A 26748-nucleotide genomic window follows, 5' to 3' on the forward strand; every position below is an offset into this window, starting at 1 on the left:
AGCCCGCGCCGGATGCGGGGCACGCATTGTGCCTCGCGGGGAGCGTGTGCTCAGGCGGCGTGCCGGTGCGGCTCGTCGTCGCCGAAGACCGAGGCTGAAAACGCCGGCGCGTTGGCCGGGCGCTGGTCGGTGGTCCAGGCCATGAGCTGCTCGGGCGGCAGCGGCCGGGCGATCAGGTAGCCCTGCAGTTCGTCGCACTGCAGCTCGACGAGGATGTCGCGCTGGGCCTCGGTCTCCACCCCTTCGGCCACAACGCTCAGGTCGAGCGCGTGGGCGAGCTTGATCACCGCGTCGACCACGGCGCGGGCGTCGCGGTCGGTGTCGAGGTCGTGGATGAAGCTCTTGTCGATCTTCAGCTGGCGCGCCGGCAGCTTGCGCAGGTAGCTCAGGCTGGAATGGCCGGTGCCGAAGTCGTCGATCGAGAGGTAGACGCCCAGCCGGCCCAGGCCGTCGAGCGCACGCTGCGTGGCCTGGGTGTCTTCCATCGCCATCGACTCGGTGATCTCGCACAGCAGGCGGCTGGCGTCGATGCGGTGGCGCTCGAGTGCGGCGGCGATGCGGTCGACGAGGTCGTCTTGCCGCAGCTGGTGCACCGAGAGGTTGATCGCCACGCGCAGGTGCAGGCCGTGGTCGTCCCAGCAGCGCAGCTGGCGGCAGGCCTCTTCGATCACCCAGTTGCCCAGCTCCTGGATCAGCCCGAAGCGTTCGGCCACCGCGATGAACACCGTCGGCGGCACCGGCCCGCGCTCGGGGTGCTGCCAGCGCAGCAGCGCTTCGGCGCTGTGGATGCGGCCGCTGTGGCTGTCGAGCTTGGGCTGGTAGTGCAGGCTCAGCTGCCCGTTCTTCAAGGCCTGACGAAGGTCGGTCTGCAGCGACAGCTGGTGCAAGGCATCCGAATTCATGTGCGCCTCGAAGAGCGCGTAGGTGTTGCCGCCGGCGCGCTTGGCGGCATACATCGCCGCGTCGGCATGGACCATCAGGCGGTCGCCGGCCCCGTGGTCGGGATGCACGGCGATGCCCACCGAGGCGTTGACCTGCAGGCTGCGCCCCTGGTGTTCGATCGGCTCGCAGACGGTGGCCACCACCCGGCGCGCGAAGGCGGCGGCATCGGTCTCGTCGCGCAGGTCTTCGAGCAGCAGCACGAACTCGTCGCCGCCGATGCGTGCCACGGTGTCGCGCTCGCGGGCCACGTGGCGCAGCCGCTCGGCAATGGCGCGCAGCACGTGGTCGCCGGCGGCATGGCCGAGCGAGTCGTTGACGGGCTTGAAGCCGTCGAGGTCGACGAAGAGCACGGCAAGGCGCGGCTGCGCTTGGCCGCCGTCGCGCTGGCTGCGCGCGAGGGCGTGCTCCAGCCGGTCTTCGAAGAGCAGCCGGTTGGGCAGGCCCGTGAGGGGGTCGAGGAAGGTGCGGCGCTTGAGTTCGTCGTTGGCCGATTGCAGCTCGCTGTTGGCTTGCTTGAGCGAATCCGCCAGGCGCGAGGTCTTGTGCTGCAGGCGGCTGTCGAGCATCGAGGTGAAGAGCGTGAGCGACAGCAGCGCGCCCGAGGCCAGCATCACCATGCCGCCGAGCTGGCTGCCGCCGAGCTGGTTGGCGCTCAGGCACAGGGCGTTGGCGGGAAAGCTGGCGGCGGCCATGCCGGTGTAGTGCATGCCGCTGATGGCCAGGCCCATCACGACCGCGGCGGCAGCCTTGTAGAGCTGGCGTCGGCGCACGCCGTGCACGCCCTGCAGCCCGAAGAAGATGAGCAGCGCCGCCGCGGCGGCGCCGGTGGCGATGGCGGCCGAGGCGGCGATGAGCAGCCCGTTCCAGACGATGCCGGGTGCCATGTCGAGCGCCGCCATGCCGGTGTAGTGCATGGCGCAGATGCCGGCCCCCATCACCAGCGCGCCGGCCGTGATGCGCCAGGCCGCCGCTTCGCCGCGCCCGGCCACGCCGAGCGCGATGCTGCTCACCGCCACGGCGGCGAGCCACGAGAGCAGGGTCATGCCGCCGGTGTAGCCGAGCGTGATCGGCAGCGTGTAGGCCAGCATGCCCACGAAGTGCATGGACCAGATGCCTGTGCCCATCGCGACCGAGCCGCACAGCCACCACAGGCGGGCGGCACGGGTGCCGTTGGCGCGGATGCGCTCGACCAGGTCCAGCGCGACGTACGACGCGAGGAAAGCGATCGAGAGGGAGGCGACGACCACCCAGGGGTCGTAGCTCGGGATCAGGTAGGACATCGGACAGCCGGTTCCGGGTCAGATTCGACACGGCTGTCTTCAGTATCGGCGGCGTGGCAGCTCGCAAGAGGCACCGGGGCCAGATGCGGCCCCGGTGCGTGTGGAATGCCTCACGTCAGACGCGGGGTCGACGCACCCCGCATTCGACGGCTCAGCGGTTGCCTTCCCACAGCTTGAGATCGGGCGCGTAGTTGCCGGCGCCGTAGGCCGCGCAGAAGGCGGTGTTGTTGCCGCGGTAGGTGGGGTCGAGGGCGACCACGGCCGGGCGGATGGCCTGCCAGAAGCGGCCGGGCTCTTCGCCCGACTGGCCGCCGGAGTCCTTCACCACGATCACCATGTCGAGGCCACGGTGCACGATGATGTACTGGCCGCCGAGGCCGGCCGCGAAGAACACGCCAACGTCGTACTGCTGCGCCGGGCAACCCGTCGTGCGGCCGCAGTTCGGTGCGCCCGAGACCGGGCCGTGCGGGTAGCTGCGGTACTGCGGCTTCGGTGCGCAGCTGTCGGCCTCGTTGAGCCAGGTCAGGTAGCCGTAGCGGGTGTTGGCATCCTCGAAAGAGGTGTGGGCCAGGTTGTAGAGGTAGTTCACGTCGACCAGACGCTGGCCGCCCCACACGCCGCCGTTGTTCATCAAGAGGCCCAGGCGCGCCATGTCGCGGATGGTGGTCTGCCAGCTCGTCGCGAAGTTCTTGCTCGACGACGAGGTGCCCCAGGTGGAGTTCTCGAAGCCGAGCGGCTGCGCGAGGTAGCGCGTCCAGAAGGCGCCGATGTTGCTGCCCAGGCGGGTCGTGTCTTGCGCGACGACGGTGTTGACGACGTCGCTCAGGCGGTTGATCGCATCGCTGCCGACGGTGTCGTAGACGAACTCGCGGTTCGGGTAGCTGAGGCTCGACGAGGCGTCGCTCACCATGCCCAGCACGTGGGCGGTGGTGGAGTCGCGGTGGAAGGTGAAGCTGTCGAGCCAGTGGTCGATGCGCTGGAACTCACCCAGCGGGCCGCGCTTGCGGGTGGTGGTGGGCGTGAGGTTGCGCGTCTGGTGGATCAACGCGCCGATGGTCAGTGCGCCCATGGTCTTCGTCGTCGAATAGACCTGGCTGGCCGAATCACGGCCGCTCGGGTAGTACTCGTGGCAGAGCTTGCCGTAGCGCACGATCGCGTACGACAGGCCGAGCGTGCGGTTGGCCTGTTGCAGCGCGCTTGGGTCGAGCTTGCACTCGTTGGCCACGTTGGAGGGCGAGACCAGCGTCCACGGGCCGGTGCCGGGGTCGGTGAGGCTGCCGGTGGGCGGCGGGGTGCCAGTGCGCGTGCCTTCGAGGCGGGCGTTGGTGACGGTGTACGACTCGGTGGAGCTGTTGGCGTTGACGCGGAAGCGGATGTAGAGCGTGGCCTGCCCGGCCGCCGTGGTGGGCAGCGCGAAGGTGGCGGGGCCCGAAGCGCTGGCGCTCGACTCGAGCACGGTGTAGGTGCTGCCGTTGGTCGAGAACTCGACGATGCCAGCCTCACCGGTGTCGAGCCCGGTGGAGCTGCGGCTGAACTGCAGCGTGAGGTTGCTAAAGCCGACCGTGCTGATAGGCGCAGAGCGGATCGCGCCATCGGCGCTGAACAGCGAGGCCGTCATGCGCGCCCCGTAGCTGCCGGTGCTCACGCTGCCGGTGGTGGTGAAGCTGCCGAGCCCGGCGCTGAAAGTCTGGTCGAGCAGCACGTCGGCCTGGGCGGCCGCTGCGGCGAAGGTCAGGCCGAGGCCGCAGAGCAGCCGGCGGGTCGGGAAGGTCATGGAGGTCTCCTTTTGGAACTTTTTGCTGAGGCCGGCAAATATGGATTGCCGTGCAAAAATCGCGGATAGCAATTTCCCGAGGCTGCGTTCTCCGGTGGAAAACGATCGCTCGGTCTCGCGATCCCGGATGAAAGTGCGGGCTTGTATCGAGCGGGCACGGGCGGCATAACCCGAGCAATCACTCACCTATCGGCAGCGCTGCCAGAATCCGCCGCCATGGTCCTTCGACATTGGGTGCTTCTCACCTTCTTGGCGGCTGCCCTGTACGCCCACTTCCGCGGTCGCGAGCGTTTCGAGCTGAAACGTGCGCTCGACTTCACCATCCTGCTGGCGCCGATCAACGCGCTGATGTACCTGTTCTCGCGCGTGCCCGCCTCGGCCTACCTCGACACGCGCGACTTCCCCGAGCTCGCGCCGCTGGCCGCGAACTGGCAGACCATCCGCGACGAAGCCCTGCAGCTGCAGGACAGCGGGCAGATCCGGGCGGCCACCGGCTACAACGACATCGGCTTCAACTCGTTCTTCCGCACCGGCTGGAAGCGCTTCTACCTGAGCTGGTACGGCAAGGACATGCCCTCGGCCAAGGCGCAATGCCCGCAGACGGTGGCGCTGCTCAAGGGCATTCCCAGCATCAAGGCGGCGATGTTTGCCTCGCTGCCACCGGGTGCGCGGCTCACGCGCCACCGCGACCCGTACGCCGGCTCGCTGCGCTACCACCTGGGCCTGGCCACACCCAACGACCCCGGCTGCTACATCGAGGTCGACGGCGAGCGCTACCACTGGCGCGATGGCGAGGCGGTGATGTTCGACGAGACCTACATCCACTACGCCGAGAACACCACCGGGCAGCAGCGGGTGGTGCTGTTCTGCGACGTCGAGCGGCCCCTGCGCACGGCGCCGATGCGCTGGTTCAACCGCTTCTTCGCCACCCACGTGATGGCGGCGGCATCGAGCCAGAACGTGGAGACCGAGGCCGGCACGGTCGGGGGCATCAACCGCTTCTTTCGCCATCTCTATGCGCTGAGGCTCAAGGCCAAGGCGGTGAAGGCTTCGAACCGCAGGCTGTACTACGTGGGCAAGTGGGTGCTGATCGTCGGCCTGCTGTGGCTGATGTTCTGGTGAGCCGGCCCGCATATCGATGAACGATTTGCTTCGTTGATGGCGCCGTGGCGGCTGCCTAGCATGGCCGCCATGATGAAAGTACTTCGACGCCTGTTGCGCTACCTCGCCCTCGAGCACGGGCACCTGGGTGCCTTGTGGCTGCGCTTCGGCAAACCGACCAACCATGAGCACGCGCGCTACCTCGGGCGCTGGGGCGGCCTGTACTCGGTGGGCGTGAACACCACCATCACCAAGGGTGCCGTGTTCACCGATCCGTCGTACGTGCGCATCGGCAACAACTGCGGCATCTCCGAGGCCACGTTCATCGGGCACGACGGCTCGATCCGCGTGCTGAACAACGCCTACGGCGTGCGCCTCGATGCCGTCGGCAAGATCGACGTGCGCGACAACTCGTTCATCGGCTACGGCGCGATCATCATGCCCGGCGTCACGATCGGGCCGAACTCGGTGGTGGGCGCCGGCGCGGTGGTCACCAAGGACGTGCCGCCCAACACCGTGGTGGGCGCGAGCTCGACCCGCACGCTCATGAGCACCGAAGAGCTGGTGCAGCGCAAGCTCGAGAAGGCCCGCAGCTACCCGTGGTACCCGCTGATCGAGCAGCGCGTGGGCGACTTTGACCCGGCGCTCGAACCCGAGCTGCTGCGCCAGCGCCTCGCCAGCTTCTACGGGCCCGGCGCGGTCGCCACCGCCCGCTGAGCGGCTGGCTCGCGGCTTGCATGGCGGTGGGGTGTGTCCCCCCACCGCGTGAGGCTGCGCCATGTCCAGATTCCTCCGGTCCCTGTTCGGCCAGGTCGTCCTGGCGTTGGTCCTGGGTGTCGTGCTGGGGCTCCTGTGGCCCGACTTCGCCGCCAAGCTCAAGCCGCTCGGCGATGGCTTCATCAAGCTCATCAAGATGATCATTCCGGTGCTCGTCTTCTGCGTCGTGGTGCACGGCATCGCCGGCGCGGGCGACCTGAGGCGGGTGGGGCGGGTGGGCGTCAAGGCGCTGGTCTATTTCGAGGTCATCACGACCATCGCGCTGGTGTTGGGTCTGGTGCTGGCCTTCGTCTTCCAGCCGGGTGCCGGCATGAACATCGACCCGAAGGCGCTCGATGCCAAGGCGATGGGGGCCTACGCCGAAAACGCGAACAAGCTCACCGGCGGTGGCACGGTGGAATTCCTGCTCAAGCTCATCCCGACGACGGTCGTCAATGCCTTTGCCACCGGCGACGTGCTGCAGGTGCTGCTGTTCGCGGTGCTGTTCGGTTGCGCGCTGGCGATGCTCGGCGAGCGCGCGCAGGCGGTGAGCGGTCTCGTCGACGAGCTGGGCCAGGTGCTCTTCAAGATCATGGGGCTCATCATCCGGTTGGCGCCGCTCGGGGTGCTGGGGGCGATCGCCTTCACCGTGGGCAAGTACGGCCTCGGTTCGCTCAAGCAGTTGGGGCTGCTGGTGGTGCTCTTCTATGCCGCGGTGCTGGTGTTCGTCTTCGGGGTGCTCGGGCTCGTGATGCGCTTCACCGGGCTGAGCCTGCTGAAGCTGCTCGCCTACTTGCGCGAGGAACTCACCGTGGTGTTCGCCACCACCTCGTCCGACAGCGTGCTGCCGCAGGTGATGGCCAAGCTGCGCAACCTGGGCATCCGCGACTCGACGGTCGGGCTCGTGATCCCCACCGGCTATTCGTTCAACCTCGATGCCTTCTCGATCTACATCACCCTGGCGGCGGTGTTCATCGCACAGGCGACCAACACGCCGATCTCGACGACCGACCTGCTGGCGATTCTTGCGGTCTCGCTCGTCACGTCGAAAGGGGCGCACGGCGTGCCGGGCTCGGCGATCGTGGTGCTGGCTGCCACGCTGCAGGCGATTCCGGCCATCCCCGCCATCGGCCTCGTGCTGGTGTTGTCGGTCGACTGGTTCATGGGCATCGCACGCGCTCTGGGCAACCTCATCGGCAACTGCGTGGCCACCGTCGCGGTGGCGGCGTGGGAGGGCGACATCGACATGGCCCGCGCCCGCGCCGTGCTGGGCGGCGAGCCGCAACCACCGCTGGAAACCGAGCCGCCCGCTACAGCGCGGGCGTGATCCCGGCCCGCAGGGGAGGCGATCGCGTACCACGCTAGAATCCGCGCCACATCGCGGGTGTAGTTCAATGGTAGAACGGCAGCTTCCCAAGCTTCATACGAGGGTTCGATTCCCTTCACCCGCTCCACATTCCCATCCCGCAGGGCCGCTTTTGCGGCCCTTGTCGTTGAAGGCGTCAGGTCGCTGGGAGAGTCGGGCATGAGAGAAAAGCTGCTTCGTATCGTGTGGGTGGACCGACCCGAGGCGCCGGCGTTCGACCTGCCCGACGCCAGTGCATGGGGGCCGTTCACGGCCAGCGCTGTGCAAGACCTCGGCGCCCAGCCCTCCCGTGACGCGATCGCGGGTGCGGACGCGGCCCTCGTGTGTCTGCCGTCCGGTGCCCAGGCCGCGCCCATCCCGTGGGCCGCGCTGTCGGCGGTGTGCGCAGACGCTGCCGTGCTGGTGTTGACCGACACCATGGACGGCGCCACTCAGCAACGATTGCTCAACACCGGCGTGCAGGACGTGGTGCTGCAAGCCGATGCCGTGTCCTTGGCGCAACGCGTGCGCCTGGCCGCACAGCGCAAGCAGGTCGAGGTGGAGGCGCGCAAGGCCTACGCCACCGACCTCGGCACCGGCCTGCCCAACCGCCAGCAGCTGATCGAACACATGAGCCAGCTGCTGGCCTTGCGCGAGCGCGAGCCCAAGCCGGTGAGCGTGCTGGCCTTCCGCATCGAGGGCCTGCAGGGCGTGGAAAGCGGGCACGGGGTGGAGTCGGCGAACGTGGTGCGCCGCAAGATCGCGGTGCGCCTGCGTGCCGGTGTGCGCGCGAGCGACGTGGTCGCCTCGCTCGGCGGTGATGTGTTTGCGGTTCTGCTGCCGTCCACCGAGTCGGCGACCGACGCCGAATACGTGGTGCAGAAGCTGCTGCGCTCGCTGCGCGACCCCTTCAAGATCGCCGGCAGCGAGGTGCCGATCACGGCACACGTCGGCGTGGCCCAGTATCCGGACGACGGCAAACAGCCCGAGCCGCTGCTGCGGCATGCGTCGACCGGCGCCTTGCTCGGCGCCTACGGCATGCAGGATTCGGCGAACGACGGTCCCGTCACTTGAGGATGTCGCCGAGGCAGAGGTACTTGATCTCGACGTAGTCGTCGATACCGTGGTGCGAGCCCTCCCGGCCCAGGCCTGACTGCTTCACCCCTCCGAAGGGCACTTCGGCGGTCGAGATCAAGCCGGTGTTGATGCCGACCATGCCGTACTCCAGCGCTTCGCCCACGCGGAAGATGCGGCCCACGTCGCGGCTGTAGAAGTAGCTCGCCAGGCCGAACTCGGTGTTGTTCGCCGCGGCGATCGCCTCGGCTTCGGTCTTGAAGCGGAAAACCGGCGCCACCGGGCCGAAGGTTTCTTCGCGGGCGCAGAGCATGTCGCTCGTCGCGTTGGCGATCACCGTGGGCTCGTAGAAGCGGTCGCCGATCTTCTTGCCGCCGGTGAGCACCTTGCCGCCCTTGGCGGTGGCGTCGGCCACGTGCTTCTCGACTTTGGCGATGGCCGCATCGTCGATCAGCGGGCCTTGTGTCACGCCGGGCTCGAAGCCGTTGCCGACCTTGATCGAGCGGGCCTTCTCGGTGAGCTTCTGCACGAAGGCGTCGTACACGCCCTCCTGCACGTAGAGCCGGTTGGCGCAGACGCAGGTCTGGCCGGCGTTGCGGTACTTGCTCGCAAGCGCCCCTTCGGCGGCGCTGTCGAGGTCGGCATCGTCGAATACGATGAAGGGCGCGTTGCCGCCCAATTCGAGTGAGAGTTTCTTGATCGTCGGCGCACATTGCGCCGCGAGGATGCGGCCGACCTCCGTCGAGCCGGTGAAGGACAGATGGCGCACGATGTCGCTTGCGCACAGCACCTTGCCGACCTCGATGGAGTTCGCGCCGTCGGCCGTGATCACGTTGAGCACACCCGCCGGCATGCCGGCGCGCTGTGCCAGCTCGGCCACGGCCAGTGCCGACAGCGGTGTCTGCTCGGCCGGCTTGATGACGACCGGGCAGCCGGCGGCGAGTGCCGGCGCCACCTTGCGCGTGATCATCGCGATGGGGAAGTTCCACGGCGTGATGGCCGCGCACACGCCCATGCTCTGCTTGATGACGAGGTAGCGCTTGTTGTTGTCGGTGGTGGGCACCGTCTCGCCATAGACGCGCCGGGCCTCTTCGGCAAACCACTCGATGAAGCTTGCGCCGTAGGTCACCTCACCCCTGGCTTCGGCCAGCGGCTTGCCCTGCTCGGCCGTCATGATGCGGGCCAGGTCGTCGGCATGCTGGTGCAGCAGGTGGAACCACTTCATCAGGATGGTGGCCCGCTCCTTGGCGGTCTTGCTGCGCCAGAGCGGCCAGGCGGCGTTGGCTGCGTCCAGCGCCTGGCGGGTCTCGATCGTGCCCAGGTTGGCCACGTCGACCAGCTTCTGCCCGGTGGCCGGGTCGACCACGTCGAATCGGCGGCTGCCGCCGACCCATTCGCCGTTGAGCAGGGCGTTGCTCTTGAGCAGGCTCTGGTCGGCCAGTTGGGCGAGGGGCGAGGCGCGAGTGTCCATGTTTCTGTCTCCGGCGGGGGCTTCGGGGCATGATAAGTCGCAGCCTTCTCACGTTGCCGTGCGGGGCTTCGTCAGAGGGGCGGCACCTATAATCGCGACCCCCGGTAAATCAAGCACTTACCGTCGGTTCACCCCCTGAAAGCGATTGGCATGAAAGCCTCTGAAATCCGTTCGCAGTTCCTGAAGTTCTTCGAAGCCAAGGGCCACACCATCGTGGCTTCGAGTCCGGTCGTGCCGGGCGACGACCCGACGCTGCTGTTCACCAACGCCGGCATGAACCAGTTCAAGGACGTGTTCCTCGGTTTCGACAAGCGCCCCTACACCCGTGCCACCACTGCGCAGAAGTGCATCCGCGCCGGCGGCAAGCACAACGACCTCGAGAACGTGGGCTACACCGCACGGCACCACACCTTCTTCGAGATGCTGGGCAACTTCTCGTTCGGTGACTACTTCAAGCACGATGCCATCAAGTACGCCTGGGAATTCTTGACCGAGGTCTACAAGCTGCCGAAGGAAAAACTCTGGGTCACCGTCTACGCCGAAGACGACGAGGCCTATGAGATCTGGAACAAGGAAGTGGGTGTGCCCACCGAGCGCATCGTGCGCATCGGCGACAACAAGGGTGCGCGCTACGCCTCCGACAACTTCTGGATGATGGGCGACACCGGGCCCTGCGGCCCCTGCACCGAGATCTTCTACGACCACGGCCCCGAGGTCGCGGGCGGCCCGCCGGGGTCTGCCGAACAGGACGGCGACCGCTACATCGAGATCTGGAACAACGTGTTCATGCAGTTCAACCGCGACGAAGCGGGCGTGATGCACAAGCTCCCGAAGCCGAGCGTGGACACCGGCATGGGCCTGGAGCGCCTGTGCGCCGTGCTGCAGCACGTGCACAGCAACTACGAGATCGACACCTTCGTGAACCTGCTGGCGGCCGCCAAGAAGGCGGTCGACGCCGCCTCGGCGGGCGGCGACTGCGACAAGGAGTCGCCGTCGCTGAAGGTGATCGCAGATCACATCCGCGCCTGCACCTTCACCGTGGTCGATGGCGTGATCCCGAGCAACGCCGGCCGCGGCTACGTGCTGCGCCGCATTGCGCGCCGCGCCATCCGCCACGGCTACAAGCTCGGTGCACGCAAGCCGTTCTTCTACACGCTGGTCGACGCACTCGCCGCCGAGATGGGCGACGCCTACCCCGAGCTGCGCAAGAACCAGCAGCGCGCGACCGAGGTGCTCAAGCAGGAAGAAGAAGGCTTCTTCCGCACCATCGCCAACGGGATGGAAATCCTCGAAGCCGCCCTGGTGTCGCTGGACAAGGCGGGCGCCAAGACCATCGATGGCGAAACCGCCTTCAAGCTGCACGACACCTACGGCTTCCCGCTCGACCTCACGGCCGACGTGTGCCGCGAGCGCGGCGTGACGGTCGACGAGGTCGGCTTCAATGCCGCCATGAACCGCCAGCGCGAGCAGGCCCGTGCGGCCGGCAAGTTCAAGATGGCGCAAGGCCTCGAATACACCGGTGCCGACACCACCTTCCACGGCTACGAGCAGCTCACGCACGACGCCGCCAAGGTCACCGCCATCTACATCGACGGCACGCCTGCCACCAGCGCCAAGGCCGGCGATGACGCGGTGGTGGTGCTCGACCACACCCCGTTCTACGCTGAGAGCGGCGGCCAGGTCGGCGACACCGGCGAGCTGCGCAACGCCAGCTCGCGCTTCCTCGTCGAAGACACGATCAAGGTGCAGGCGGCGGTGTTCGGCCACCATGGCCGGGTCGTCGAAGGCTCAGTGTCCGTGGGCGACGTGCTCAACGCCCGCGTTGACACCGAGCGCCGCGCGAAGACCGTGCGCAACCATTCGGCCACCCACCTCATGCACAAGGCCCTGCGCGAAGTGCTGGGCGCCCATGTGCAGCAGAAGGGGTCGCTGGTCAACGCCGAACGCACACGCTTCGACTTTGCGCACAACCAGCCAATGACCGACGCCGAGATCGCCAAGGTCGAAGCCATCGTCAACGCCGAGATCCTGGCCAACCATGCGACGCAGGCGCGTGTGCTGCCGATCGAAGAAGCGCAGAAGACCGGCGCGATGATGCTCTTCGGCGAGAAGTACGGCGACGAAGTGCGCGTGCTCGACATCGGCAGCAGCCGCGAACTGTGCGGCGGCACCCATGTTCAGCGCACGGGTGACATCGGGCTCTTCAAGATCGTCTCCGAATCGGGCATCCAGGCCGGCGTGCGCCGTGTCGAGGCGGTCACCGGCGACAACGCGCTGAGCTATCTGCAGTCGCTCGAATCGACGGTGCAGCAGCTCGCGAGCACCCTCAAGGCCTCGCCGGCGGAAGTGCCAGGCCGCCTGAGCCAGGTGCTGGAGCAGGTGCGTGCGCTCGAAAAGGAACTCGCGGCGGTGAAGGGCAAGCTGGCCTCGTCGCAAGGCGACGAGCTTCTCGCCCAGGCCATCGACGTGAACGGCCTGAAGGTGTTGGCCGCCGTGCTCGATGGCGCCGACGCCAAGGCGCTGCGCGAAACGATGGACAAGCTGAAGGACAAGCTCAAGAGCGCCGCCATCGTGCTGGCCGCGGTGGACGGCGGCAAGGTGCAGCTCGCGGCCGGTGTGACGGCCGACCGCATCGCCAAGGTCAAGGCCGGCGAGCTGGTCAACTTCGTCGCCCAGCAGGTGGGCGGCAAGGGCGGCGGCAAGCCCGACATGGCGATGGCCGGCGGCACCGACCCGAAGAACCTCGGCGCGGCGCTGGCCTCGGTGCGAGGCTGGGTGGCCGAGCGCGTTTGACGCTGCGGGGTTTGGTACCTCTGCTTGCAAGCTGATGAAAACGCCCGCTCCATGAGCGGGCGTTTTCGTTTCATCATCTCGCCGGAAGGAGACATGGCATGAGGCTGGTCGTGGGCGTGTTGTGGAGTGCTTTCGGGAGCGCCGCGCTGGCCCAGCCAGGCCCGGCGCCGCTGTCGGCCTGGGCCACGCCCAACGGTGCCGCGCGCATCTTCGTGCAGGCGTGTGTACAGACGAATGCGGAAGAGGGCGCCGCGGTCGACTGGGCCTTGGCCCAGGGCTTCGAGCCCGTCGATCCGATGCGCGGCAGCATGGACGGCCTGCTCGCCGGGCAACCCGGGAGCGTGCTCGCTGCCCCGGGCACGCGCGGCCAGGTGCTGCTGGCGGCGGCGACTGGCCGGCAATGCACGGTGTGGGCCGAGCAGATGCCCGGCCCGCCGGTGCGCACCGCGATGCAGGAGTCGCTCGCGCTGCTGGCAAGTCGCGGGGCGAAGGTTCAACTCGGGGTCGATCGCAATTTCGAACGCGCCGGCGCCTGGCGCAACCAGCTGCAGTGGCGCTATCGCGCGGTCGGGGCCAGTGGCGACCTCGGCATCGGGGCCATCACCACGCTCGGCGACGCGCCCGGCACGCAGGGTCTCAACGTGGCGCCGCTGCCGGCCACGCCGGCGTTTGCGCCGGACGGGATGCCCACGCGATGAGCCGCTTGCGCCGGCTTTGTGGGTTCGTCGCGGCATTGGCAATTGCTGCGGCGGCGCATGCGCAGAGCGAAGTGTCCTTCCCCAGCCTGGATGCGCCGGGCAGACAGGCCGTCGTGCTCAAGGCCTACTGGCACCCGGTGGCCGCGCCGAAGGCGCCGGCGATCGTGCTGCTGCACGGTTGCGGCGGCATGTACGGCCGCAATGGCCGCCCGAGTGAACGCATGCGCGACTACGCGCAATGGCTCAATGGTGAAGGCTGGCACGTGCTGGTGGTGGACTCGCTCACGCCGCGCGGCGAACGCGAGCTGTGCACCCAGCGCAATGGGGAGCGCGCGATCACGCAGACGAACCGGCGCCTCGATGCCCAAGCGGCCCTGCAATGGCTGGCCAGCCGGCCCGAGGTCGACGCAAAGCGCCTGGGTCTGCTCGGCTGGTCCAACGGCGGCAGCACTGTGCTGGCGGCGACGAACAGGAAGCACCGCGCGGTGGCCGCAGCAGCGGTGCAGCCGAGTTTTGCCGTGGCCTTCTACCCGGGTTGCGAAAGCGAACTCAGGCGCGGCTATGAACCGGTGGCGCCGCTCCTGATCCTGGTGGGCGAAGCCGACGACTGGACACCTGCCGCACCCTGCCATCGCCTGGCAGCGGGTGCTTCGCAGATCGAGATCGAGGGCTATGCGGGCGCCTACCATGGCTTCGACTCCGACGCGCCACTGCGCCTGCGCCGCGAGGTGCCCAACGGCGTCAACCCCGGGCAGGGTGTTCACGTGGGCGGCGACGCACAGGCGTGGGCCGCGTCGCGCGCGCGGCTGCAGAAATTCCTGAAGGCACGCTGAGCGGGCTGCCCGCCATAATCTCGCCCACATGAGCACACCCCTCGATTTGCAAGGCCGCCACATCGTTCTGGGTCTGAGCGGCGGCATCGCCTGCTACAAGAGCGCCGAGTTGGCGCGTGGCCTCATCAAGGCCGGCGCGACCGTGCAGGTCGCGATGAGCGAAGCCGCCGAGCAGTTCATCACCGCCGTCACCCTGCAGGCACTGACCAACCGCCACGTCTACACCAGCCAGTGGGACACCCGCGAGCCCAACGCGATGGCGCACATCAACCTCACGCGCAACGCCGATGCGGTGCTGATCGCCCCGGCCAGCGCCGACTTGATGGCCAAGCTCGTGCACGGCCGCGCCGACGAGCTGTTGAGCCTCATGTGCCTGGCCCGGCCCATCGAGCGTTGCCCCTTGCTGCTCGCGCCTGCGATGAACCGCGAGATGTGGGCCCACCCGGCCACGCAGCGCAACGTGGCGCAGCTGAAAGCCGATGGCGCCACCATCCTTGGCCCCGGCAACGGTGACCAGGCTTGCGGTGAGATCGGCGATGGGCGCATGCTCGAAGCCGATGAACTCGTCGACGAGCTGATCGCGTTCTTCGTGCCCAAGGTGCTGCGCGGCCAGCGCCTGCTGATCACCGCCGGTCCGACCTTCGAGCCGATCGACCCGGTGCGTGGCATCACCAATCTGTCGAGCGGCAAGATGGGTTTCGCCATCGCCCGTGCCGCGCAAGAGGCCGGCGCCGAGGTCACGCTGGTGGCCGGCCCGGTGCACCTGCCCACGCCGCGCGGCGTGCGGCGCATCGACGTGCAGACCGCGCAGCAGATGTACGACGCGGTGGTGCCGCAGGCGCCGCAGCACTCGGTGTTCGTGGCCACGGCCGCGGTGGCCGATTGGCGGCCTGCCACGCTGTCCGATCAGAAGATTAAGAAGAACGGCAACAAGGTCGCACCGACCTTCGAGTTGACCGAGAACCCCGACATCCTCGCGGCCGTGGCTAAGCTCCCGAAGCGTCCTTACTGCGTGGGCTTCGCGGCCGAAAGCCACGACCTGCTGAAACACGCCCGCGAGAAGCTCGAGCGCAAGAACGTGCCGCTGGTGGTGGGCAACCTCGGCCCCGCCACCTTCGGCCGCGACGACAACCAGCTCATCCTCGTCGACGCGCAAGGGCAACGCGAGCTGCCGCGCGCCGACAAGCTTTCTCTCGCCCGTGCGCTGGTCAACGAGATCGCCCAGCGCCTTCACTCCAAATCCGCATGACCACCATCGATCTGAAAGTGCTCGACGCCCGCATGGCCGAGCAACTGCCTGCCTACGCCACTGCCGGCAGTGCCGGCCTAGATTTGCGCGCCTGTCTCGACGCACCGATGGTGCTGGAGCCGGGCCAGACCCAGCTGATCCCGACGGGGCTTGCGATCCACGTGGCCGACCCGGGCCTCGCGGCCATCATCCTTCCGCGCTCCGGCCTTGGCCACAAGCACGGCATCGTGCTGGGCAACCTGGTGGGCCTGATCGATTCCGACTACCAGGGCCAGCTGATGGTGAGCTGCTGGAACCGCGGACATGCCACGTTCACCATCCAGCCGATGGAGCGCATCGCGCAGCTCGTGATCGTGCCGGTGGTGCAGGCGAAGTTCAACGTCGTTGACGAGTTCGGCGCGTCGGATCGTGGGGCCGGTGGCTTCGGGTCCACCGGCAAGCACTGACAGCTCAGTGAAGGTCTGAGCCGCCGGGCGCGCTGCGCAGGATGCTGATGCCGGGCTCGCTCACGCTGCCGGCTTCGATCTCGTCTTCGGTCGCTTCGCGCACGTCGCGCACGGTCACGTCCAGACGCAGTGCGATGCCGGCGAGCGGGTGGTTGCCGTCGAGCACCACGTGCTCGGGGTAGACCTCGGTCACGGTGTAGATCGCATCGGCGGGCAGACCTTCGGTGGTGGCGCCTTCGGGCGGGCCTTCGAACTGCAGGCCGGGCTGGAGCTTGTCGTCGAACACCGATGCGGGCTCGAAGAACACGAAGTCTCGGGGTTGTAGTCACCGAAGGCGTGCTCAGGTTCGAGGTGCAGCTTGGTCTGGAACCCGGCCTCTTGCCCTTCGAGGGCTTCCTCGACCTTGGCGAGCAGGTCGTCGCCCCCGAAAAAGAACTCGACCGGCGCGGTCAGTTCGTCGATCAACTGGCCTTGGGCATCTTCGAGTCGCCACGTGAGACTGACGACGCAGGGGGCTGAAATGAGCATCGGGCAATGATCGCACAATGACCCCATGACCATCACCGAACCGATGACGCTGCTGGGCGGTTTGTCGCCCGCGCAATTCATGCGCCGCCACTGGCAAAAGCGGCCTTTGCTGATCCGCCAGGCGGTGCCGGGCGAGGGCTCATTCCTGGATCGTGCCGAGCTGTTCGAGTTGGCGGGGCGAGAGGGTGTCGAGTCGCGTGTGGTCGCGCACCAGGGCAAGACATGGACACTGCGGCACGGCCCGTTTGCACGGCGCGCGTTGCCGCCGGTGTCGCGGCCAGCCTGGACGCTGCTCGTGCAAGGCCTGGACACGCACCTCGACGCCGCGCATGAGTTGCTCGCGCGCTTTCGCTTCGTGCCCGATGCGCGGCTCGACGACCTGATGGTGTCGTGGGCCAGCGATGGTGGCGGTGTCGGGCCGCATGTCGATTCCTACGACGTGTTCCTGCTGCAGCTTCACGGCAAGCGCCGCTGGCGCATCGCGCCCCCCGGCGACGCCACCCTGGTGGATGGGGTGCCGCTCAAGATCCTCAAGCACTTCAAGCCGCAGCGGGACTGGGTGCTCGAGCCGGGTGACATGCTGTACCTGCCCCCTGGCTGGGGCCATGATGGCGTGGCGGTCGGCGAATGCATGACGGCTTCGATCGGCTTTCGCGCGGCGGGCCGCGCGGAGCTGCGCGACGAGGTGCTGCAACGAATGCTCGACGGCAGCGAGCGGCCCGACCCCGATCCGCTGTACCGCGACCCGCGCCAGCCGGCGACCTCGCAGCCGGCGCTGATCCCCGATGCGTTGCGCGAATTCGCTGCACGCGAAGTGGCACGCTGGCTGGCCGAGCCGCAGGCGCTGGCCTGCGCGCTGGGTGAAGTGTTGAGCGAGCCCAAACCCGCCGTGTGGTTCGATGCCGGAGAGCCTCTGGCGGCGGGGCAGGGTGTACGCCTCGACCGCCGCACCCGCATGCTGTATGACGAGCGTCATGTCTACATCAACGGCGAAGCGTTTCGAGCCACGGGCCGTGATGCGACGCTGATGCGCCGCCTTGCCGATCAGCGCATGCTGCCCGCTGCGCGGCTTGCGGCCTTGAGCGATGACGCCCGAGAATTGCTGGACCAGTGGGCGCAAGCCGGTTGGCTGCACTTGCTCTCAGACTGAAAGGCCTGCCGTGGACGATCTGCCGACCTCCCGCATCATCACCTCTCGTTCCGAGTTTCACGATGCCTTGAAAGAGGCGTTCGCCTTCGTGGCCGACAAGGGGTGCCGAGAAGTTTTTATCGCCGATCCAACCTTCAGCGACTGGCCGATCAGCGACCGTTCGGTGATCGAGAACCTCTCGCGCTGGGCCTACACGCATCGCAAGCTCACCGTCCTGGCCGAGAGCTTCGACGAATTCCCGCGGCGTCACCCGCGCTGGGTGGAATGGCGGCGGCAGTGGTCGCATGTCGTCGACTGTCGCGCGGTCGATGAAGCCGACATCGGGCAGATGAGCGGCCTCTTCCTGGCGCCGGGGCTCATCACCTTGCGTGTGCTCGACGCCGAGCACTACCGTGCCAGCCTCTCGTTCGATCCCACCGACACCACCCGGATCCGCGACGCGCTTGATGCGCTTTTGCAACGATCGGAGGAGGCCTTTCCAGTCACCACTTTGGGGCTCTAGGGAGTTCCCTAACAGCGGATATACTCATGGGCTGGCGTGGAAATGCTCGAGCGTTTTTCGCCTGATACGTTGGGGATCTGCCAGGACGGAGGGTTCCCACAATTACCGGTAATTGTTTGAACCTTTCACTGAGGACAAGTATGAAAAAGTCGCTTCTGATGGCTTCTCTGGTTGCTGCTGTTGCTCTGGCCGCTTGCGGCAAGAAGGAAGAGCCCGCTGCTGCTCCGGCCGCTCCGGCTGCTGCCCCGGCCGCTCCGGCCCCGGCCGCTTCTGACGCTGCTTCGGCTGCCGCTCCGGCCGCCGCTGCTTCGGACGCTGCTTCTGCTGCTGCCCCCGCTGCCAGCAAGTAATCGGTTCTCCGATTCTGAGAAAGCCGCCCTCGGGCGGCTTTTTTCATGGTGCGCCGATTCACAGCGTGAGCCAGTCGAATCCCTCTGCCGGGTCGGCCACGACAATATCGGCGGGGACCCCGCCGAACACCGCCGCCAAGGCGGCTTGCGCCAAGTCCGGCCGGTTGTTGCGCTCGCTCAGGTGCGCGGCCACCAGGTGCTTGAGCCCGCCGTGCATGCAGCTGGCGAGGATATCCGCCGAGGTGTCGTTGGCCAGGTGTCCCAGCCGCCCGCCGATGCGGGCCTTGAGCGACGCCGGATAGGCCGAGTTGGCAAGCAGGCTGCGGTCGTGGTTGCACTCCAGCAGCAGGGCATCGCAGCGTTGCAGCTGGGCCAGCAGATGGGGTGTGGCGCAGCCCGCGTCGGTCAGCACGCCCAGACACACAGCGCCATCGCTCGCGCGCAGCTGCAGGGGTTCGTGCGCATCGTGCGGCACGGTGTAAGGCGTCAGTTCCAGGTCGCCCAGTTGAACGGGAACCAGGTCGCGGGCAAAGTGCAGCAGGCCGTCGGCGAGTTCAGGTTCGCCGATCGCGCGCCAGGTGCCGCGGCTGGTCCACACCGGCACGTGGTGTTTGCGGGCGAGGTGAAGGGCGCAGCCGACGTGGTCGCCGTGTTCGTGGGTCACGAAGACGGCGTCGATGTCATCGGCGGCGAGGCCGCGCATGCCGAGCCGCCGCTCCAGCTCGCGCAAGGAGAAACCGCAGTCGACCAGCAAGCGCGTGGTGGTGATGCCGGCGCTGGCCTCGATCAGCGTTGCATTGCCGGAGCTGCCGCTGCCGAGGCTGCAGAAGCGCATCATCGCGGCCAGCCTCAGGATGCCCGAGCGACGGCTACTTCAGGTCGTCGACCAGCAGCTTGACGATGCGTTGGCCGGCATCGCCGTTTTCCGGTTGGCCCTTGGCGTCATACACCGACACGGTGCTCACGTCGCCTTCGGCCTTCACGTTGACGCGGTAACGCGTGGGGCCGCTCAGCTTGGCGTCGGTGAAAAGCTTGGCGAAGAAGCCGGGCTCTTCCTTGCCGGCCTGGGCTGGGTCAACGTAGCGCACGAAGTACAGGCCCTGGGCGCGGTCCCGGTCTTCCACCGTGAAGCCGCTGCGGTCGAGTGCCAGGCCGACACGGCGCCAGGCGCGGTCGAAGCTTTCGTCGAGCTGCAGGGTCGCGGCGGGGCGCCCGGCAAGCGCGCGGGCGCGGGCGTTCGCGCCGGTCGCCGAGGTGGTGGCAGCGGCTTGAGCGACTGCCGCCTTGGCTGCCTCACCCTTGGCACCCAGCTTGATCAACAGGCGCGAAAGCATCTCGCCTTCGAGCGTCGGGTCGCTGGGGCGCGGCTTCCAGGTGGTTTGGTCTTTCAGCTGGCTGGCATAGACCTCTTCCATCCCGCGGTGCGAGATGTAGATGTCGGTGCCACGCTCGCTGCGTTCGACACGGGTGCGGTACTTGTCGCGCTCGCCGGTGTCGTAGAGCGAGTCGAACACCTTGCCGATCGAGCGGCGGATGAAGTCGTCGGACAGCTTGGCGCGGTTCTCGGACCACACCGTCTCCATCACGCCGACGTCTGGCTGGTCGACGGTGAGCGCGAGGCCGCGCTCTTTCCAGAACTCCTGCAGCAGGGGCCACAGCTGGTCGGTCGGGATGTTGGTGCTCAGGAAACGCAGGTTGCCCTGGCGCTCCAGGCGCACGTCGCCCAGCGCCGTGGGCGCCACCTGGTTGGTGACCGGTGCAGACGCCGCAACCCCTGGCGCCTGCAGCTGGGCGGCGCTGATGACACCTGCGGTCGGCGCGTAGCGGGGGTCGACGGCGAGTTGCGTCAGGTCGGGGGGCACTTCGAGCGGCGTCGCCTTGGTCTTGGCCGTGCGGTAGTCGATCTTGTCACCGGAGGCCAGGTTGTCGAGCGAGGAACAGGCGGTCAGGGTGCACAGCAAGGCCGTGGCCGTGGCCAGGGAACTGAGGGGAACACGAATCACGTTGAACATCTCCGTAGGGAGCGGGCCGGGCCGGATGGGGCCGTGGAGCCGTGGGTGACAGGGAAGGAAACGCCGCGCCTGGGTCGCAGGCGGCGGCCTCGGCTCACAACAGACCCGCTTCGCGCAGTGCTTGTTCCACGGCGGACTGGCCGGCGGGGCTCAAAGGCAGGATCGGAAGGCGCACCGTGGGCCCGCACCGGCCCAGTCGCGACAAGGCCCACTTGGTGGGCGTCGGGCTCGATTCAACAAACAGGTTCTTGTGCAGGCCCAGTAGCTTCAGGTGGATGGCGGTGGCTTCGCGCACCTGGCCGGCCAGCGCCGCCTTGCACAGCTCGTGCATGGCACGCGGGGCCACGTTGGCGGTGACGCTCACGTTGCCGTGGCCGCCGAGCAGCATCAGCGCGATGGCGGTCGGGTCGTCGCCGGAATAGATCGAGAAGCCCTTGGGGGCCTGCTTGATCAGCTGGCAGGCGCGCTCGATGTTGCCGGTGGCCTCTTTGATGCCGATGACGCCCGGCACCTGCGCCAGCTTGAGCGTGGTCTCGGGCAGCATGTCGGCCACCGTGCGGCCGGGCACGTTGTACAGCACCATCGGCACGTCGACCGCTTCGGCGATGGCCTTGAAGTGCGCGTAGATGCCGTCCTGCGAAGGCTTGTTGTAGTAGGGCACGACCGACAGCGTGCAATCGGCGCCCACCTCTTTGGCAAAGCGCGACAGTTCGATCGCCTCGCGGGTGGAGTTGCCGCCGGTGCCGGCCATGATGGGCACACGGCCTTTGGCATGCTGCACGGCCACGCGGATGATTTCGCAGTGCTCTTCGACCGACACCGTCGGTGACTCGCCGGTGGTGCCGACCACGCCGATGCAGTCGGTGCCTTCGGCGATGTGCCAGTCGATCAGGCTGCGCAGGCCGTCGTAGTCGACGCTGCCGTCTTCGTGCATGGGCGTGACGAGCGCCACGATGCTGCCAACGATGGGTTTCATGGGGGGTCCTCGGAATCGGGAGATTTTAGCCGTCGGCCGCTCCCGCTCCCGGGCTCAGCCGGAGCCGTGGATGGAGAGGACTCCCGTCACCGAGGCGCATCGCCGTGATGCGCTGCACGAATCGCTCGGGGTTATCGACAAAACCATCTTCATAGGCAATCACGCGCAGGCCGGACACGGCCTGCAGCAGCTCACCGGGGCGCAGCAGGAAATCGGGGTTCGAGGGCTTGCCGATGGTCTGGTTGCCGTCGGCGAATGTCTCGTAGATCAGAACGCCACCGTCGGCGACGCTGCCGACGAGCACGGGCAGCAGTGCTCGCCACAGGTAGTGGGTGACGACCACGGCATCGAAGCGCCGGCCGGCAAAGGGCCATGCGCCGTGTTCGATGTCGGCGACGACGATCTCCGCCAGGTCGCGCAGGGGCTCGGCGGCTGTGGCATCCCGGTCCACCCCGGTCACGCGAGCGCCCCGTGCGGCGAACCAGCGCACATGCCGCCCCGATCCACAGGCCACGTCGAGCACCGTCGCGTCTGGGGGCACCAGGTGCGACCAGCGCTGCACCCACGATGAGGCCACCGACGTCATTGCGGGCGAGCGTGCTGGTTCAAGGCCTTGAGCGCGAGCGAATCCACCATGCCCGGCACCAGCAGCTTGAGCCAGCGCCCGAGCTTGCCTTTGGCCGTCATCACGACTTCACGCTTGCGCGACTCGGCGCCGTCGATGATGAGGCGCGCGCAGGTCTCGACCGTCATCGCGCCGCGCTCGTCGAGCCCGCTCTTGCCCGCTGCCTCGCCGGCGGCATTGAAGCCGCGGTATCGGATCTCGGTGGCCACGACACCCGGGTAGGCGAGTGTCACGCTGACGCCGGCCGCCACCAGCTCGGTGCGCAGCGCTTCGAAGAAGCCGGTCATCGCAAACTTGGTCGAGCAATACGCCGTACGCCCCGGCACGCCAACCAGCCCGGCCAGGCTGGACACGGCCACGATGCGCCCCTTCGCCGCCTTGAGGTGCGGCAGCGCCGCGTGTGTGCACCACACGCTGCCCCAGTGGTTGATGCGCATCAGCGTCTCGTACCACGCGAGGTCGCGGACCTCGCCGAAGAGCGCCTGCGCTGACATGCCGGCGTTATTGACCAGGGTGTCGAGCCGGCCGAAGGTGTTGATCGTCGCGGTGACGAGGGCTTCGCAGTCGGCCTGCACGCCCACGTCGCAGCGCTGCACCAAAACCTGCGCGCCGTGCTGCCGGCATTGCGCCGCCACCTCGTTGAGCTTGTCGATGTTGCGAGCCGCGAGCACCAGCGCTTGCTGCGCGCCGCCGCGTTGCGCCCACTGGCGCGCCATTTCTGCGCCGATGCCCTCGGAGGCACCCGTGATCACGATCACGTTCATGGTGTTGTGTTTAGAAGCAGTTCCAAAGCTGATTCGCGAGTGTGAACGCGAGATCGGGCCGCAGGTAGGCGGCAAACACCGACAGCAGCACCAGCGTGACGACGCTCCAGAGGGCGAGTCGGCGTCCGCGAGTCATGGCGCTCAGGCTGGGGCCGGTGCTCGGCGCACGATCGCCGCCTCACGCACCGGCAGGTTGACGAGCGCCGCAAAGATGCCGAGCGCCACCGCGATCCACCACACCACGTCGTAGCTGCCCGTTGTGTCGTAGAGCTTGCCGCCCAGCCACACGCCGAGGAAGGAGCCGATCTGGTGGCTCAGGAACACGAAGCCGCCCAGCATCGACATGTACTGCACGCCGAAGATCTGCGCGATCACCGCATTCGTGGGCGGCACGGTCGACAGCCACAGGAAGCCCATGACGGACGCGAAGATGTAGACGCTCCACGGCGTGAGCGGCACGCTCAAGAAGATGACGATGGCGACTGAGCGCAAGGCGTAGATCGCCGACAGGATGTACTTCTTCTGCATGCGCTGGCCGAGCGAGCCGGCGGCGTAGGTGCCGAAGACGTTGAAGAGGCCGATGAGCGCCAGCGCGGTGGTCGCGACGTTGGGTGTGAGCCCGTTGTCCTTCAGGTAGCTCGGCATGTGCACACCGATGAACACCACCTGGAAGCCGCAGACGAAATAGCCCGCCATCAGCAGCTGGAAGCTCGGGTAGCCGAAGGCCTCGCGCAGCGCGTGCCCGATGCTCTGCTGGTGTGCGCCGGCCAACGGCGCGGCCTTGGGTTCCTTCAAGCCGAAGGCCAGCGGCACGATCGCAAGCGCCAGGCAGCCCAGCAGGAAGAGCGCGTTCTGCCAGCCGACGCCGGCGATCAGCCAGTTCTCCACCGGCACCATCAGGAACTGGCCGAACGAGCCGGCGGCGGCTGCCACGCCCATCGCCCAGCTGCGTTTGTCGGGCGCCACATTGCGGCCGATCACGCCGTAGACCACCGCATAGGTGGTGCCCGACTGCGCCATGCCGAGGATCAGGCCGGCACTGCCGGTGAAGGCCAGCCCCGAGGTCGACACCGCCATCAGCACCAGCCCGGCCGCGTAGAGCAAGCTCCCTACGACCAGCACACGGAACGCGCCGAAGCGGTCGGCCAGCATGCCCGCGAACGGCCCGGCCAGGCCCCAGGCGAGGTTCTGGATCGCGAGCGCGAACGCGAAGGTCTCGCGTGACCATCCCCGGTCCATCGTGATCGGCCGCAGCCACAGCCCGAAGCCGTGGCGGATGCCCATCGAGAGCGTGACGATCAGCGCGCCGCACAGCAGCACCTGTTTCATGGAGAGCGGGGCGGGCGGCGTGGCGGCAACGGCGGTCATCGGGGCACTGTAGCCATTTCAAGGGGGCCTTGCTGGGGACGCTCCTAGAATCCGCCGCCTATGGCTACCAAACCCAGCGACAACTACGGCGAAGCGTCGATCCGCGTGCTCAAGGGCCTGGAGCCCGTGAAGCAGCGGCCGGGCATGTACACCCGCACCGACAACCCGCTGCACATCATCCAGGAAGTCATCGACAACGCGGCTGACGAGGCCCTGGCCGGCTACGGCAAGCGCATCGACGTCACCCTGCACATCGACACCTCGGTCAGCGTGCAGGACGATGGCCGCGGCATCCCCTTCGGCAAGCATCCGGAAGAGAAGGTGCCGGTCGTCGAGATCGTGTTCACACGGCTGCATGCCGGCGGCAAGTTCGACAAGGGCTCGGGCGGTGCCTACAGCTTCTCGGGCGGCCTGCACGGCGTGGGTGTGAGCGTGACCAACGCGCTCGCCAAACGGCTCGAAGTGCACGTGTGGCGCGAAGGGCAGGTGGCGAGCATCACCTTCTCGGGTGGCGACGTGATCGAGCCGCTCAAGGTGCGCAAGGCCACCAACGCCGACCGCAAGTCGGGCACCACGGTGCGCGCCTGGCCGGATGCCAAGTACTTCGAGAGTGCCGACTTTCCCAAGGCCGAGCTGATCCATCTCTTGCGCAGCAAGGCGGTGCTGATGCCCGGCGTGACGGTCACGCTCACCGTCGAGAAGACCGGCGAGGTGCTCACCTGGACGTACAAGGGCGGCCTGCGCGACTACCTGATGCAGACGCTGCCGGCCGACCCGGTGATCCCGCTCTTCGAAGGCGAGCACTACGCCGACAAGGGCGAGACCGAGAACTTCGCCGAAGGCGAGGGCGCCGCCTGGTGCGTGGCCTTCACCGAAGACGGCGCGCCGATGCGCGAAAGCTACGTCAACCTGATCCCCACGGTGAACGGCGGTACGCACGAGTCGGGCTTGAAGGACGGTCTCTTCGGTGCGGTGAAGGGCTTCATCGAGCTTCACAGCCTCCTGCCCAAGGGCGTGAAGCTGATGCCCGAAGACGTGTTCTCGCGGGCGAGCTTCGTGCTGAGCGCCAAGGTGCTCGACCCGCAATTCCAGGGCCAGATCAAGGAGCGGCTCAACAGCCGCGATGCGCTGCGGCTCGTCTCCACCTACGTCAAGCCCGCGCTGGAGCTGTGGCTCAACCAGCATGTGGACCTCGGCAAAAAACTCGCCGAACTCGTCATCAAGCAGGCACAGACGCGCCAGCGCGCGAGCCAGAAGGTCGAGAAACGCAAGGGCTCGGGCGTGGCCGTGTTGCCGGGCAAATTGACCGATTGCGAGAACCGCGACCTCACGCTCAACGAAATCTTCCTGGTGGAGGGTGACTCGGCCGGTGGCAGCGCCAAGATGGGCCGCAACAAGGAAACGCAAGCCGTGCTGCCTTTGCGCGGCAAGGTGCTCAACGCGTGGGAAGTCGAGCGCGACCGTCTTTTCGCCAACAACGAGATCCACGACATCTCGGTGGCGATCGGCGTCGACCCGCACGGCCCGAACGACGAGGTCGATCTCTCGGGCCTGCGCTACGGCAAGGTCTGCATCCTGTCGGACGCCGACGTCGACGGTTCGCACATCCAGGTGCTGCTGCTGACGCTTTTCTTCCGCCACTTCCCGAAGCTCATCGAAAAGGGCCATGTGTACGTGGCCAAGCCGCCGCTCTTCCGCGTCGACGCGCCGGCCCGTGGCAAAAAACCGGCGGCCAAGATCTACGCGTTGGACGAAGGCGAACTCACCGCCACGCTCGACAAGCTGCGCAAGGAAGGCGCCCGCGAAAACAGCTGGACCATCGGCCGCTTCAAGGGCCTGGGCGAAATGAACGCCGAGCAGCTGTGGGACACGACCTTGAACCCCGACACGCGCCGCCTGCTGAAGGTGGAGTTCGGTGCGCTTGACTTCGTCGCCACCACCGACTCGCTGACCAAGCTCATGGGCAAGGGCGAGGCTGCCGCCCGCCGCGAGCTGATGGAGCTGCATGGCGACGACGTAGAAGTGGACGTCTGATCCACACACGCTGCGATTCACAACACGGGGAGGTCAGGCCATGAACATGGATGTCGTCAAGCCATTGCTCGGCAATGGGGTCCACTACCTTGCCGAGGTGGCGAAATGCGGGGCGGCCGGCGTGCTGTTGAGCGGCGCCGTGCTGCTCGTGCTGGTGATGGTGTTGCCCGCCGGCGCCGGGCTCACCTTGCTCGCGATGGCCGGCTGCCTGGTCGCGCTGGTGTTCTACGTGCTCGCGGGGCACCAGCGTGGCGTGATGCGCGTGCTCGCCAATCTCACCGACGCGCATGGCGGCTTGCTGTTCGACCAGACGGTGGGTCGCTTCATCCGCACGGCCGAGTCCAAGCGCCCCGGCTCCGTGGTGCAGCTGCTCGGCACGCCCGGAAAGCTGGCGGCCGGATTCCGCCAGTTCCTCGGCGACGACGGCTCGGTGATCCCCCGGCCCTTGCGCCGCCTGGGCGTGCACTACGTCGACAAGCTCGACCGCAGCTTCGCCGAGGCCGGCCCGAGCGATGCCGTGGTCAACGGCCAGTTGCGCGAAGAGCCGCTGCGCGCCTGGGCCGTGCAGCGCATGGCCGAGCAGGTGGAGCCCGAATGGACCATCTTCACCCTGGTTGCCGCCGCGCAGGGCGTGTTTGCCGTCGCGCTGTGGTGGTGGGCCACGCGAGCCTGAGGCC

General features: G+C 67.6%; 24 protein-coding genes, 1 tRNA gene and 1 pseudogene. 15 read left to right on the forward strand and 11 right to left on the reverse strand.

The genetic code is table 11. The features are described 5' to 3' along the window. Positions 1 to 50: 50 nt before the first annotated feature. Entirely contained in the window at positions 51 to 2222 is a 2172-nt protein-coding gene (locus LRS03_RS00915) for a putative bifunctional diguanylate cyclase/phosphodiesterase (protein WP_257823433.1), read from the reverse strand. 151 nt (positions 2223 to 2373) lie between these two features. Then, positions 2374 to 3996 carry a serine hydrolase domain-containing protein gene (locus tag LRS03_RS00920; protein ID WP_257823434.1) on the reverse strand — a complete coding sequence of 541 codons (1623 nt, stop codon included), beginning with the start codon at positions 3994 to 3996 and terminating at the stop codon, positions 2374 to 2376. Between the two features lie 216 nt (positions 3997 to 4212). Here LRS03_RS00920 and LRS03_RS00925 point away from each other — a divergent pair, with 216 nt between their 5' ends. The 5 genes from LRS03_RS00925 (at position 4213) to LRS03_RS00945 (ending at position 8272) form a co-directional block, all read left to right on the forward strand. Then, complete coding sequence (locus LRS03_RS00925) at positions 4213 to 5118, forward strand: aspartyl/asparaginyl beta-hydroxylase domain-containing protein (RefSeq protein WP_257823435.1); 906 nt, start codon at positions 4213 to 4215, stop codon at positions 5116 to 5118. A 69-nt stretch (positions 5119 to 5187) separates the two neighbouring features. Then, on the forward strand, positions 5188 to 5814 hold the full coding sequence (locus LRS03_RS00930) for an acyltransferase (RefSeq protein WP_257823436.1): 627 nt from the start codon (positions 5188 to 5190) through the stop codon (positions 5812 to 5814). Positions 5815 to 5875: 61 nt separating this feature from the next. Beyond that, positions 5876 to 7180 (forward strand): C4-dicarboxylate transporter DctA, encoded by a 1305-nt coding sequence (locus LRS03_RS00935; protein WP_257823437.1) that lies wholly within the window; start codon positions 5876 to 5878, stop codon positions 7178 to 7180. 53 nt (positions 7181 to 7233) lie between these two features. Next, a tRNA-Gly gene (locus LRS03_RS00940) sits at positions 7234 to 7307 on the forward strand. A gap of 71 nt (positions 7308 to 7378) precedes the next feature. Then, complete coding sequence (locus LRS03_RS00945; RefSeq protein WP_257823438.1) at positions 7379 to 8272, forward strand: GGDEF domain-containing protein; 894 nt, start codon at positions 7379 to 7381, stop codon at positions 8270 to 8272. Here LRS03_RS00945 and LRS03_RS00950 read toward each other — a convergent pair. Continuing rightward, on the reverse strand, positions 8265 to 9743 hold the full coding sequence (locus LRS03_RS00950) for an NAD-dependent succinate-semialdehyde dehydrogenase (RefSeq protein WP_257823439.1): 1479 nt from the start codon (positions 9741 to 9743) through the stop codon (positions 8265 to 8267). The two genes, LRS03_RS00945 and LRS03_RS00950, sit on opposite strands and share 8 nt — an antisense overlap. 150 nt (positions 9744 to 9893) lie before the next feature. On the opposite strand from LRS03_RS00950, the gene alaS reads away from it, so the two are divergent. From alaS to dut, 5 genes are all read left to right on the forward strand, one after another. Beyond that, entirely contained in the window at positions 9894 to 12536 is a 2643-nt protein-coding gene (gene alaS, locus LRS03_RS00955; protein ID WP_257823440.1) for an alanine--tRNA ligase, read from the forward strand. A gap of 98 nt (positions 12537 to 12634) precedes the next feature. Next, on the forward strand, positions 12635 to 13234 hold the full coding sequence (locus LRS03_RS00960) for an NMCC_0638 family (lipo)protein (RefSeq protein ID WP_257823441.1): 600 nt from the start codon (positions 12635 to 12637) through the stop codon (positions 13232 to 13234). A 71-nt stretch (positions 13235 to 13305) separates the two neighbouring features. Further along, on the forward strand, positions 13306 to 14067 hold the full coding sequence (locus LRS03_RS00965; RefSeq protein ID WP_257823442.1) for a dienelactone hydrolase family protein: 762 nt from the start codon (positions 13306 to 13308) through the stop codon (positions 14065 to 14067). Between the two features lie 28 nt (positions 14068 to 14095). Continuing rightward, complete coding sequence (coaBC, locus tag LRS03_RS00970; protein ID WP_257823443.1) at positions 14096 to 15316, forward strand: bifunctional phosphopantothenoylcysteine decarboxylase/phosphopantothenate--cysteine ligase CoaBC; 1221 nt, start codon at positions 14096 to 14098, stop codon at positions 15314 to 15316. Further along, complete coding sequence (dut, locus tag LRS03_RS00975) at positions 15313 to 15762, forward strand: dUTP diphosphatase (RefSeq protein WP_257823444.1); 450 nt, start codon at positions 15313 to 15315, stop codon at positions 15760 to 15762. The genes coaBC and dut overlap by 4 nt, the downstream gene beginning before the upstream one ends. A gap of 4 nt (positions 15763 to 15766) precedes the next feature. Here dut and LRS03_RS26690 read toward each other — a convergent pair. Continuing rightward, positions 15767 to 16290, reverse strand: a pseudogene (locus tag LRS03_RS26690) (FKBP-type peptidyl-prolyl cis-trans isomerase). Between the two features lie 25 nt (positions 16291 to 16315). On the opposite strand from LRS03_RS26690, the gene LRS03_RS00990 reads away from it, so the two are divergent. From LRS03_RS00990 to LRS03_RS01000, 3 genes are all read left to right on the forward strand, one after another. Further along, positions 16316 to 17440, forward strand: a complete 1125-nt coding sequence (locus LRS03_RS00990; protein WP_257823447.1) for a JmjC domain-containing protein — start codon at positions 16316 to 16318, stop codon at positions 17438 to 17440. Positions 17441 to 17450: 10 nt separating this feature from the next. Further along, entirely contained in the window at positions 17451 to 17942 is a 492-nt protein-coding gene (locus LRS03_RS00995; protein WP_257823448.1) for a hypothetical protein, read from the forward strand. A 140-nt stretch (positions 17943 to 18082) separates the two neighbouring features. After that, positions 18083 to 18292, forward strand: coding sequence for a hypothetical protein (locus LRS03_RS01000; protein WP_257823449.1), 210 nt, complete (start codon positions 18083 to 18085; stop codon positions 18290 to 18292). Positions 18293 to 18350: 58 nt separating this feature from the next. Here the strand turns inward: LRS03_RS01000 and LRS03_RS01005 are convergent, their stop codons facing one another. The 7 genes from LRS03_RS01005 to LRS03_RS01035 all read right to left on the reverse strand — a co-directional run bounded on the left by LRS03_RS01005 (position 18351) and on the right by LRS03_RS01035 (position 24037). Beyond that, a complete protein-coding gene (locus LRS03_RS01005) occupies positions 18351 to 19127 on the reverse strand; it encodes an MBL fold metallo-hydrolase (protein WP_257829350.1) in 777 nt (258 codons plus the stop codon). A gap of 34 nt (positions 19128 to 19161) precedes the next feature. Then, positions 19162 to 20304: an NlpB/DapX family lipoprotein gene (gene bamC / locus LRS03_RS01010; protein ID WP_257823450.1), complete on the reverse strand. Its 1143-nt coding sequence runs from the start codon at positions 20302 to 20304 to the stop codon at positions 19162 to 19164. Positions 20305 to 20398: 94 nt separating this feature from the next. After that, positions 20399 to 21280: a 4-hydroxy-tetrahydrodipicolinate synthase gene (gene dapA, locus LRS03_RS01015; protein ID WP_257823451.1), complete on the reverse strand. Its 882-nt coding sequence runs from the start codon at positions 21278 to 21280 to the stop codon at positions 20399 to 20401. A 25-nt stretch (positions 21281 to 21305) separates the two neighbouring features. Further along, the gene (locus LRS03_RS01020) at positions 21306 to 21866 is read right to left on the reverse strand and encodes a class I SAM-dependent methyltransferase (protein WP_257823452.1); all 561 of its coding nucleotides are present in this window, start codon (positions 21864 to 21866) and stop codon (positions 21306 to 21308) included. Next, positions 21863 to 22669 (reverse strand): SDR family oxidoreductase, encoded by an 807-nt coding sequence (locus LRS03_RS01025; protein ID WP_257823453.1) that lies wholly within the window; start codon positions 22667 to 22669, stop codon positions 21863 to 21865. The genes LRS03_RS01020 and LRS03_RS01025 overlap by 4 nt, the downstream gene beginning before the upstream one ends. A 10-nt stretch (positions 22670 to 22679) precedes the next feature. Then, positions 22680 to 22805: a hypothetical protein gene (locus tag LRS03_RS01030; RefSeq protein WP_257823454.1), complete on the reverse strand. Its 126-nt coding sequence runs from the start codon at positions 22803 to 22805 to the stop codon at positions 22680 to 22682. A gap of 5 nt (positions 22806 to 22810) precedes the next feature. Then, positions 22811 to 24037: an MFS transporter gene (locus tag LRS03_RS01035; RefSeq protein ID WP_257823455.1), complete on the reverse strand. Its 1227-nt coding sequence runs from the start codon at positions 24035 to 24037 to the stop codon at positions 22811 to 22813. A 60-nt stretch (positions 24038 to 24097) separates the two neighbouring features. Between LRS03_RS01035 and LRS03_RS01040 the strand changes: the two genes are divergently transcribed. Together LRS03_RS01040 and LRS03_RS01045 are read left to right on the forward strand one after the other, a co-directional pair. Continuing rightward, positions 24098 to 26071 carry a DNA topoisomerase IV subunit B gene (locus tag LRS03_RS01040; RefSeq protein ID WP_257823456.1) on the forward strand — a complete coding sequence of 658 codons (1974 nt, stop codon included), beginning with the start codon at positions 24098 to 24100 and terminating at the stop codon, positions 26069 to 26071. 40 nt (positions 26072 to 26111) lie between these two features. Continuing rightward, positions 26112 to 26744, forward strand: coding sequence for a hypothetical protein (locus tag LRS03_RS01045; RefSeq protein ID WP_257823457.1), 633 nt, complete (start codon positions 26112 to 26114; stop codon positions 26742 to 26744). The last annotated feature ends 4 nt before the right edge of the window (positions 26745 to 26748 follow it).

The organism is Rhizobacter sp. J219, assembly GCF_024700055.1.
Lineage (GTDB): Bacteria > Pseudomonadota > Gammaproteobacteria > Burkholderiales > Burkholderiaceae_C > Rhizobacter.